The 9,645-nt window shown below is 45.5% G+C and carries 9 protein-coding genes and 1 CRISPR repeat array; of the genes, 7 read left to right on the plus strand and 2 right to left on the minus strand.

The window, feature by feature from the left end; all coding sequences use genetic code 11:
• Window positions 1-4 precede the first annotated feature (4 nt).
• The 5 genes from csy3 to CAG60_RS03395 all read left to right on the plus strand — a co-directional run bounded on the left by csy3 (window position 5) and on the right by CAG60_RS03395 (window position 5,507).
• A complete protein-coding gene (gene csy3 / locus CAG60_RS03375) occupies window positions 5-1,042 on the plus strand; it encodes a type I-F CRISPR-associated protein Csy3 (protein ID WP_154168031.1) in 1,038 nt (345 codons plus the stop codon).
• The gene (gene cas6f, locus CAG60_RS03380; RefSeq protein WP_161438303.1) at window positions 1,042-1,680 is read left to right on the plus strand and encodes a type I-F CRISPR-associated endoribonuclease Cas6/Csy4; all 639 of its coding nucleotides are present in this window, start codon (window positions 1,042-1,044) and stop codon (window positions 1,678-1,680) included. The genes csy3 and cas6f overlap by 1 nt, the downstream gene beginning before the upstream one ends.
• Window positions 1,681-1,834: 154 nt before the next feature.
• Window positions 1,835-2,582: direct repeats of the CRISPR family, unit length 28 nt; unit sequence GTTCACTGCCGCACAGGCAGCTTAGAAA.
• A 258-nt stretch (window positions 2,583-2,840) separates the two neighbouring features.
• On the plus strand, window positions 2,841-4,601 hold the full coding sequence (locus CAG60_RS03385) for a glycoside hydrolase family 36 protein (RefSeq protein WP_161438304.1): 1,761 nt from the start codon (window positions 2,841-2,843) through the stop codon (window positions 4,599-4,601).
• 91 nt (window positions 4,602-4,692) lie between these two features.
• A complete protein-coding gene (locus CAG60_RS03390) occupies window positions 4,693-4,941 on the plus strand; it encodes a TIGR03643 family protein (RefSeq protein ID WP_158143835.1) in 249 nt (82 codons plus the stop codon).
• Between the two features lie 98 nt (window positions 4,942-5,039).
• A complete protein-coding gene (locus CAG60_RS03395; protein ID WP_158138509.1) occupies window positions 5,040-5,507 on the plus strand; it encodes a DUF1456 family protein in 468 nt (155 codons plus the stop codon).
• Between the two features lie 59 nt (window positions 5,508-5,566).
• Here CAG60_RS03395 and CAG60_RS03400 read toward each other — a convergent pair whose 3' ends face one another.
• Window positions 5,567-6,856 (minus strand): ATP-binding protein, encoded by a 1,290-nt coding sequence (locus CAG60_RS03400; RefSeq protein ID WP_154168039.1) that lies wholly within the window; start codon window positions 6,854-6,856, stop codon window positions 5,567-5,569.
• Between the two features lie 9 nt (window positions 6,857-6,865).
• On the minus strand, window positions 6,866-7,564 hold the full coding sequence (locus CAG60_RS03405) for a response regulator (protein ID WP_154168041.1): 699 nt from the start codon (window positions 7,562-7,564) through the stop codon (window positions 6,866-6,868).
• A gap of 170 nt (window positions 7,565-7,734) precedes the next feature.
• On the opposite strand from CAG60_RS03405, the gene CAG60_RS03410 reads away from it, so the two are divergent.
• A complete protein-coding gene (locus CAG60_RS03410) occupies window positions 7,735-8,907 on the plus strand; it encodes a hypothetical protein (RefSeq protein ID WP_161438305.1) in 1,173 nt (390 codons plus the stop codon).
• A complete protein-coding gene (locus tag CAG60_RS03415; protein ID WP_161438306.1) occupies window positions 8,900-9,553 on the plus strand; it encodes a hypothetical protein in 654 nt (217 codons plus the stop codon). Before CAG60_RS03410 ends, CAG60_RS03415 begins: the two co-directional genes overlap by 8 nt.
• The last annotated feature ends 92 nt before the right edge of the window (window positions 9,554-9,645 follow it).

The following is a 9,645-nucleotide window of genomic DNA, read 5'->3' on the forward strand; positions in this document are numbered from 1 at the left end:
ACTCATGGCTAAAAATAACGACACCGCTTCAGTACTTGCATTTGAAAAAAAACTTGTCCCATCCGATGGCTACCTCTTTGGATGCCAGTGGGAAACCAAAGAGCAAGCAACCCCATTAGCGCTGCAAGAAAAATCAGTGCGTGGCACAGTTTCCCACCGCCTTAATAAAGGTGGTGAAAAGGATATTATGAAGCTGGATATGGATATTGCATCTCCAAATCCGCAGCGGGTGGATGCCTGTGCGTTGGGGCTAGAGCAAGATACCCTGAAGCTACATTTCACGCTCAAAGTATTAGGGGGGCTTGCCCAACCTTCGGCGTGTAACAATGCGCTATTCAAACAGAGCTACAGTGCTGCGGTTTCAAAGTACATTACCCAATATGGTTGTTTCGAATTGGCCAAACGCTATGCCACCAACCTTGCCAATGCCCGTTTTCTATGGCGCAACCGCGTTGGCGCAGAAGAGATTGAAGTGCAAGTCAAGGCATTGAACAAAGGGGCTGAGCAGGCGTGGACTTTTAATGCCAAACAATTTAGTACTCGACACTTTGATCATAACGATTCACAGATCAATAGTTTGGCCGACAGAATTGCTCAGGTACTGGCCAGCGAAACGGATCATTTGATGCTGCAAATTGACTGCTACGCTAAGGTCGGTAAAGCCCAAGAAGTCTACCCAAGTGAAGAGTTAGTAATGGATAAAGGCAATAGCAAATCCAAGAAAAGTAAAATCCTGTATGCGGTTAATGAGCATGCTGCGATGCACTCACAAAAAATTGGTAACGCACTGCGTTCCATTGATACTTGGTACCCAGATTACGCATCTGAGGAGCAAAGTGCAGGTGCTATTGCAATAGAGGTTTATGGTGCAGTTACCAATTTAGGTAAGGCATTCCGAACGCCTAAAAAAAATGACTTTTACACCTTTTTTGATAAATGGGCGCGTGGTGAAAGCTTGCCTCGTGAAGAAGATGAGCATTACGTTATGGCGGTATTGGTGCGTGGTGGTGTATTTGGCGAAAGTGACAAAAAGGGGCAGTGATGAACTACTACCAAGAAATCACCTTGTTACCAGAGGCAGAAATACCTCTTGCCTTTCTTTGGCAAAACGTATTTCAACAAGTCCACATAGCCTTGGTGGAGCACAAAGTGGCGAGCAACCAATCTCTGGTTGCGGTTGGCTTTCCTGATTATCGTCAAGCGAAGTTTCCGCTGGGCAGTAAGTTGCGTCTCTTTGCTAAAGAGCAAGCGACACTGGAAAAGTTGGCTATCCACCGTTGGTTAACTCGGTTAGAAGACTATGTGCACATCAAAGGGATCAAACCCGTACCAAACGATGTGACTTACGTAAGCTTTGTGCGCAAGCAGGTGAAATCGCCCGAGCGAATAGAGCGGGATATGCAGCAAAAAGCGGCACTATGGGCTGCTAAATCGGGTCAATCGCTTGCAGAATGCTTAGCCGTACTTGAACAAAGCAAGCCGACAGCCTTGTGCTCTTTACCGTTTATTTACTTGCATAGCCAGCAAACGAAGCAGCGCTCCCCTGAAAAAAGCAGTAAGTTCCCGCTGTTTATTCAGATGGAGCAACAAAGCACATCGCAAGATGGGGCCTTCGATTGCTATGGTTTGAGTAGCAAAGCGAATGGACAATCAGCATTGGCTACCGTGCCGCACTTTTAAATTGAACGAAAAAGGGTATTTTTACCCTTTATTTTTGCTATTTAAAAATAAGCTTTAAATACAATAAGTTACAACGAGTGGTTTTTTATAAGGTAAAAATGCAATTTTTATCCTAACTAACTGTTGTAACTTATTTTTATTGATTTATTCTATAGTTCACTGCCGCACAGGCAGCTTAGAAAGACAGGGCTGGCGGTTGTAGCCTGTAACGCGGGTTCACTGCCGCACAGGCAGCTTAGAAAATTTGGTGCAGAAAGCACTGAGTTTTCTATCAGTTCACTGCCGCACAGGCAGCTTAGAAAAAGCTCGAGAGCATCCGAGTCGTCATGAACACGTTCACTGCCGCACAGGCAGCTTAGAAAATCTAAATTTACCCGTTTCAAAGCCTTCAATAGTTCACTGCCGCACAGGCAGCTTAGAAATGAACCACAGGAATCGTCTTCTTTGATAATTAGTTCACTGCCGCACAGGCAGCTTAGAAAAATCCAAACCCAATTACCGCAAATTTCAATAAGTTCACTGCCGCACAGGCAGCTTAGAAATTCAAGATGCTTGTCAAAATCTTCACTTTGGCGTTCACTGCCGCACAGGCAGCTTAGAAATTACAGCGTTGTACCTGCTGGTACTCGCATTCGTTCACTGCCGCACAGGCAGCTTAGAAAGCGAACCACCACTAGTTGCTGGCTTGATAACCGTTCACTGCCGCACAGGCAGCTTAGAAACTTTCGGGCGTGATTAATGGCGATTTTCTCGCGTTCACTGCCGCACAGGCAGCTTAGAAACGCCCCGCCGCAATTTCGCCAATCATGGCTTGGTTCACTGCCGCACAGGCAGCTTAGAAATAGCAACTCCAGCGCCTCATCCATTCGCTTAAGTTCACTGCCGCACAGGCAGCTTAGAAAATTGATAGAGCTGTAGATCCCCGTCATATTTTGCCTGCTATTGCTGTGAGGCAGGGAAATGAAGGTGTAGCGATCATCGAAAACTGATCCACTAAATACAATTAGTCAGCATAGACTCCCACCTTGACGGCAAGGATGCTTGAGGCTTTTAATATTCGATTATTCACCGTGATTACAAGAAAACGTGAGTTTCTTAACAATATGTGCGCCTAATTCCTTAGACACTACGTTGTATGATTGATGTGAGTGGTGGAATACATGAGCCCCCTAACGTTACCTTGCCAGCGAGAGATTGATCTCTCATCAGAGTTAAACGTCGTATTACAAGACAATGAATTGCATTTTTCTTATTTAGGACGCGACTCGGTGCCCATCAGTGATCGCTATGTCCTATTTCGGATGGCGCTAAAGAGTGATCCCCATGCCCGAGTCATTGGCGATGGCTTTCAAATGTTGGCGCAAACGGCGGGTACGGTGAGTCATCCGCTGGATGTGGGTCGTTGCCCCGATAATGACCAGAGTTATCGACTTTATGCTTCTCATGCCAATAAACGCTACTACAACTACCTAGTGATTGAAGATAAAGACCAATATCAGCTCGTTGGCTTTACCTCTTGCCAACGGTTTGCGGGCTATTTTGAGTTAGTGGTGGAAGAAGAAACCACGCATCTGATTGCCGCCATCGATGGAGAGCAAACCCTGCCGAGTGATTGGCCCAATCACCGTTTAGAATCACTTATCGTATTGCAACACTCATCGCTAGCCGAGATCTACCAACAGTATGCGCACGCCATTCAACGCCATCATCGATCACGTGACGGGGTAACTCAGCCTGCGCCGATCGGGTGGTGTTCGTGGTATGCCTATTATGCGGAAGTTAATGAGCAGCATATTCGCGCTAACCTTGCGGCCATGCAAGGCGAGTTGGCGGAGGTCGAGTGGGTATTACTGGATGACGGATACCAAGCTTTTATGGGCGATTGGTTGACGCCATCAGAGAAATTTTCCGGTGGTATAAAAGCGCTGCTCCAGAGTATTAAAACGGCGGGTAAAAAACCAGCAATCTGGCTGGCTCCGTTTATTGCTCAGCCTGAATCGGCTTTGTTTCAGCAACACCCTGACTGGTTTGTTAAAAATCACCAAGGACAGCCTCTAAAAGCCGAAGATGTGACCTACGGCGGATGGCGTTGCACGCCTTGGTATGTGTTAGATGGCTCTCATCCACAAGCTCAGGCTTATTTAACTCATGTAATAAAAACCATGCGAGAAGAGTGGGGGGTTGAACTGTTTAAACTGGATGCCAATTATTGGGGAACCCTAAAAGGTTTGCGTTACCAATCAGGCGTTACTGGGGTTGAGGCTTATCGGATGGGCATGCAAGCGATAGCCCAAGGAGCCGGAGAGGCTTGGTTATTGGGTTGTAATGCGCCGATGTGGCCATCACTCGGTTTGGTGGATGCGATGCGAGTGTCTGATGATGTCGAACGTCGTCGTCAACGTTTTGCGCAAATCGCTAAAGAAACCTTTTATCGCAGTTGGCAACATCGTCAGTTATGGCAAATCGATCCCGACTGTGCCACCTTGGTGTCGTTAGCCGATCAGGCCACCGATCTCGCCAGTTATGAATTTCATCGTAATGTACTACTTGCTTGTGGAGGGGTACTGCTTTCAGGTGATCCGCTCACCGAGTTAACGTCTTTTGCTAAGAGCAGTCTTCAGCAATTGATCGCTCGCCAACATCAGACTCAAGAGACGTCGACGCCAACGTCTTTAGCACTTAATCATTGGCGATTGGCTTTAACCCCTAATCATGAGTTGCACTGTTTATTCAACGATCAAGCTACCTCACAGCATTATACCTTGACCGCTACCCAACCGGTCGATTGGTATGACTATTGGAGTGGCGAAAAACTTGTTCAGCAGCCGGCTCAGGTGTTGGATGTGTCATTGGCGGGAGGATTAACCAGCCGAGCTATCGTCGCCTCGACAGAGAGAACACACTCATCGTATCGAGAATAATAACCGAAATTTTTTATGATGGAGACGCATCTATCCTACTTTAGGTTACGTATTACGCTGAGTGTGTTTATAAAAGGAATAGTACCAGCGTATGTTTTCTGCTGATGAGCAATCAAGAATTATTGAAATGGCATGGGAAGATAGAACGCCATTTGAAGCTATTTTTCACCAATTTGGTTTAACTGAACCACAGGTGATTCGTTTTATGCGCAGGCATCTAACCACACGTAGTTTTAACTTGTGGCGAAAGAGAGTCAGTGGCAGAGAAACCAAGCACCTTAAATTACGTCCACCTGAAGTTGATCGCGGTTACTGCCCGACTCAATATAAACCTCGTTAACGGGTTTATTGATTGGGGATCCTGGTCAGGTCTGCTAAAGTGACGACCTGCCAGCGATCAAGTTGATAGCGCTGGAGTACCTAAGACTAGGAAAAACTTTGACCAATAATGATATTTTCTGCGCTTTGCGCACGACGTTTGCTTTTAACGACCAAACTTTATTAGAGATTTTTCATCTCGCGGATAACGAGACAACACCAGCACAATTAGCCTCTTGGCTGAGCAAACCGCAAGCTCCTGAGTTTGCTGAACTGAGTGATCCGCAATTAGCGAGTTTTTTAAATGGTTTGATTAACCTCAAACGCGGCAAGCGTGAAGGGGAAGCGGCAAAGCCAGAAGCGAATTTGAATAATAATATGGTGTTTCAGAAACTGCGTATTGCGTTAAATTTGCAAGCTGATGATTTACTGACTCTTTTTCAGCAGGTTGGGGTTGAGCTGAGTAAAAACGAAATCGGCGCTTTTTTCCGTAAGCCGGGTAATAAGCATTACCGAGAGTGCAGTGATGCAACGTTACGTCAGTTTTTACAGGCTGTTGAACATCACACGCCAGCCGTTACAGAGTAACCGTAAGCTAACAATAGTGTCGTGAACATCGTGAGAAGCGATCCCTTCTCACGATATTGTTATCTCTCTTCACTGATATCGAGCGGTAGGGTGAACTTAAAACAGGCCCCACCCAAACTCGAGCTCGAGGTTACTATCAAATGCCCATGATGTTGACGGGCGATTTGTTCAGCAATCGCTAATCCTAATCCAAAACCACCACTGGCCTTATCTCGCGCCGATCCGACTCGATAAAACGGTTTAAAAATATGTGGCCAATGGGTTTCCGGGATCCCGGGACCATCGTCTTCAATCGTCACTGTCCAATCAATATAATCACAACTGACACTGATTTTTACTTGCTGCTTGGCATAGCGAGAAGCATTGCGTACGACATTAGAAATGGCACGATTCAATAAATTACTATCGACTAGTGGCGTTGGCCATTGCTGTGGCGCTTGCAATTCAATGGTTACTGGCGACTCGATTTGCCATTTTTCGATTTGCGTTGGCAGCCATTGCGCTAGGTCGAGGCTAATGAAGGTTAATGGCGTCGTTTCCATTTTACCTAAGCGAAGCAGCTCGTTAATCATCTCTTCGAGTTCGTGGATGTCATCTTCGATGCCAGCAATGTATTTATCCTTTTTTTCTGGCATATCTTGCAGCATATCAAGCTGACACTGAATCCGAAACAGCGGGGTGCGCACCTCATGGGCAATCGCGTTGGTGAGCATTTTATGACTTTCAATCAGATGAGAGATTTTATCTGCCATAGCATTAAAGCTGCGGTTAAGCGTTCCCAATCTCATTGACCCCGTCTCTTTAGCTCGAATGCTTAAGTCACCTTTGGCTAAGGCTTGCGTTACTTGTTCAAGGTGTTTGAATCGCCACATAAATAGCTTCATCATCACCATGCTGTACACGGCAAAGCAACCCATTAAAACCAGGACAAAAACCCAACCTTCGATCTCTGAGGCAATCCAAATCTCAGCTTCTGGATCGCGATAGATATGATAGATGGTATCGGTTGGATTAAAGGTAAATATAGAGCCATCGTCGTCGGTGGTAAACACCCCATGATTGGCTAGTCGCTCTCTAACTTGAGGGGTCAGTAAAGGGGAGTTTTCGGACAGCGCGTCAATGACTAGCCAGTTTGCATCGGCAATGGCTTGCAGTTTTTCTTTGGCAACGTCAACCCCATGCTGATCGGCGACAAATTCTAAAAGCTCAAGGCTACTTTGAATTTGCTGACTGCGTGCGACTAAGTCAAGATCAGGAGAGAGCCAGTCATTAATGCTGACATAACTCACTAGAGTAAACATAAAAATACCGACTAGAGCGAGATAAAGCTCTAAATAAAGACGTTTCATAGTCTCCCTTTATGACCAACTTTCTGGGACAAATAAATAACCTTTACCACGCAAGGTTAAGATACGTTTTGGGACCGATGAGCTGTCGCCAAGTTTACGGCGTAAAATGGCCACTTTATTGTCGATGGTTCTATCAAGACCATCGTACTCAATACCACGGGTTTCTTTGACTAAATACTCGCGTGACAGCACTTGCTCAGCATGGCTAGCCAGTAACCACAAAAGGTCAAATTCACTGTCGGTAAGTACAATATCTTCACCAGAGAGAGAGCATTGACGAAGCTTATGGTTGATACTGAGCTGCCCAAAATGAAGCTGATGATCGTTGTCTGGATGCGCTAACTCGGTTTGTTGCTGGCGACGTAATAGCATGCGGATTCTCGCCAATAATACCCGAGGTTTAATCGGTTTATTAACAAAGTCATCGGCGCCTAGCTCAAGAGCGGCGACATGGTCGATATCATCATCACTGGCGGTTAAAAAGACAATTTTCCCTTTGTAGTCGTTACGAATCTCTCGGCAAATCGATAAGCCGTCTAAACCGGGTAGCATCAGGTCGAGAATCACTAAATCTGGCTGAACTTGCAAAATCAACGCGCTGGCTTGTAGGCCATCATGAGCCAGATGAACCTCAAACTCATTATTTTCTAAATAGCTAGTCAGGAGCTCTGCTAGCTTTACATCGTCTTCGATAAGTACAATTTTCATAAGCGAATCATCAGTTAAAAATAGAGTGGATACAATAGGGGCGGACAAAACGGTACATTACGTGGTGCTGTGTACGGCTTGCATACATACGCGTACAAAACATGAGTTGTGTCACAAAAAGTAAGTAACTATAGTTCGGGCCAATACGTTAATAGTACGAGTATCATCCCATGAATTCTATACAACCCTATGAAAACCGTACGCGTTTAGTCGGCCTCGACTTTTTACGCGGCTTGGTTATTTTTATGGCCATCTTTGAACATTATACGGGGTATTTAAACTATTGGTATGTGGATTTTTTCCCTAAAGAGAGCGATTTTTATGAGACATTATATCGTTCACACTTACCAATGTTGGGGCAACTTGTCCCGATGGACAGTTTTACCGGACAAGTCTCAGCATGGTTGATTCCTTGGGTGAGTCAAGTCTATTTAGCGTTAGCGGCCTTTAATCTTTCGGCGCGATCATCTGAGCATATGCGAGCAACACTGGTGAAAAAACTGGCTCTGTTTTTGAGCATTATTTTTGTGTTGTACATTGAAGGTTTTATTATTGCTCCTAACTTTGGTGAGGCAATTTCATTTTATCCGGTCATGCTATGGATGACGTTACTGGCTTTTTTCTCTATTGTTTACGCCTTTTTTGGTATTCGCGGCATGTTGGTGTTGACCGTATTGAGTACCATCGTCAGTCAGTTGGGTGTGACATCATTACTAGAGCATGCTGAACTATGGATGCAAACCCATGTTCATCCCGGTTATGAGTTGGATGCGCGGTTAGATCTGTTTATGGCCAGTGGGTGTTTTGGTTTCCTCTACGGGTGGGTGTGGCATCATTACGCTGAAAAACGTGATGCGCTGAATAAACTGGTATTGGGTATTGCGCTGGTGGCTTTATCGCTTTATTTCTTGAATGGTCAAGCCGCGACGATTGATTTGCATGATGTCTATGCCGAAGAGCATGCCTTAGCAGAAGATACCATTGGTCGTCTCGGGATTTGGGGCACGGAATTTTTGGTGATTGGTTTAATTTTAACACTGCATCAAGCGGGAGTTCGCTTAAGCTGGCGACCACTCAATTGGATTGGCATGTACTCACTAACCGTGTTTATCTTCCATAAGTCGATTTTTATCTTCTTATGGGGTCCGTTGCTTACTTGGGCTTCAGCAAAGATGGGAACGACTTTACCCAATAATTTCTTGTTGATCTTTACCCTATGTTCATTATCGGTTGGCATCATTTATCTGTTCAAGCGTTCGGGCATTATTTGCCATCTGATGGGCGATCATCAAGATCAGATGTGGAAAGACGTTTACCGTAAGAAGAGGTTATCGGATGCTTAATCCAACGATGATTCTCGCTTACCAAGCTATCATCGTGCTCACGCTGACCCTATGGGTCGGCGTTGTGCGTTGTGATGAGTTTAGCCTTGGGGCCAGTTTTGGTATTGATAGCCCTGCTGTGAGTTCCTCAACCAAATGGGAGTGGTCACCGAGCATTGCTTACGAAAAAGAGACGGAGTTTGGACTGTTTTTTGCTCAGGGAGGTGAAGCGGGGGTGGCTTTACCTATGCCTTATTGGGACAAGGCTTATTTTACCGTTGGCCCAGTCTTATTGAGCGAAGAGCAGGGCTCATCACGAATCGGTTCAAGTTTGCGTATCGGGTATTTATTTACTGAATCATTGTCGGCCTCATTAGCATGGCAAAAGGATTGGTCAAATGCTGTCGGATCACAGTGGTTGATTGATGGCTCCTATCAGCTTAATGATGAGTGGAGTATCAATGGCTGGTCTCGTTATGCGGACAAACATAATCAAGCGTTACGTCATGTCTCTGGGACTTGGCGTGATGTCGGCATCAGTGTTGAATGGGAAACGCCGTTTTTATCCGATTGGGTGAGCTCGGTGGAGGTTGGCGTTAATCATCAAGTCGATAGGAATTTCACCGAGCCGGTGCTGACTTGGAGTGTACGTTATCTGTTTTGGTAATCATCCTTTACCACGATTCATCCCGCATACTTTGTCATTGAGGTCAATCGGTGTTAATGCACTTGCTTATGGGGTTAGATTCAGACAAAACC

It is taken from the genome of Vibrio sp. V33_P6A3T137 (assembly GCF_009904835.1).
Taxonomy (GTDB): Bacteria; Pseudomonadota; Gammaproteobacteria; order Enterobacterales; family Vibrionaceae; genus Vibrio; species Vibrio metschnikovii.

Excerpts from the sequence above, each read along its gene's own strand:
- cas6f (WP_161438303.1), top strand. The coding sequence starts at position 1,042 with ATGAACTACTACCAAGAAATCACCTTGTTACCAGAGGCAGAAATACCT.
- csy3 (WP_154168031.1), top strand. The coding sequence starts at position 5 with ATGGCTAAAAATAACGACACCGCTTCAGTACTTGCATTTGAAAAAAAA.
- CAG60_RS03390 (WP_158143835.1), top strand. The coding sequence starts at position 4,693 with ATGTTTTCTGCTGATGAGCAATCAAGAATTATTGAAATGGCATGGGAA.
- CAG60_RS03415 (WP_161438306.1), top strand. The coding sequence starts at position 8,900 with ATGCTTAATCCAACGATGATTCTCGCTTACCAAGCTATCATCGTGCTC.
- CAG60_RS03400 (WP_154168039.1), bottom strand. The coding sequence starts at position 6,856 with ATGAAACGTCTTTATTTAGAGCTTTATCTCGCTCTAGTCGGTATTTTT.
- CAG60_RS03410 (WP_161438305.1), top strand. The coding sequence starts at position 7,735 with ATGAATTCTATACAACCCTATGAAAACCGTACGCGTTTAGTCGGCCTC.
- CAG60_RS03385 (WP_161438304.1), top strand. The coding sequence starts at position 2,841 with ATGAGCCCCCTAACGTTACCTTGCCAGCGAGAGATTGATCTCTCATCA.
- CAG60_RS03405 (WP_154168041.1), bottom strand. The coding sequence starts at position 7,564 with ATGAAAATTGTACTTATCGAAGACGATGTAAAGCTAGCAGAGCTCCTG.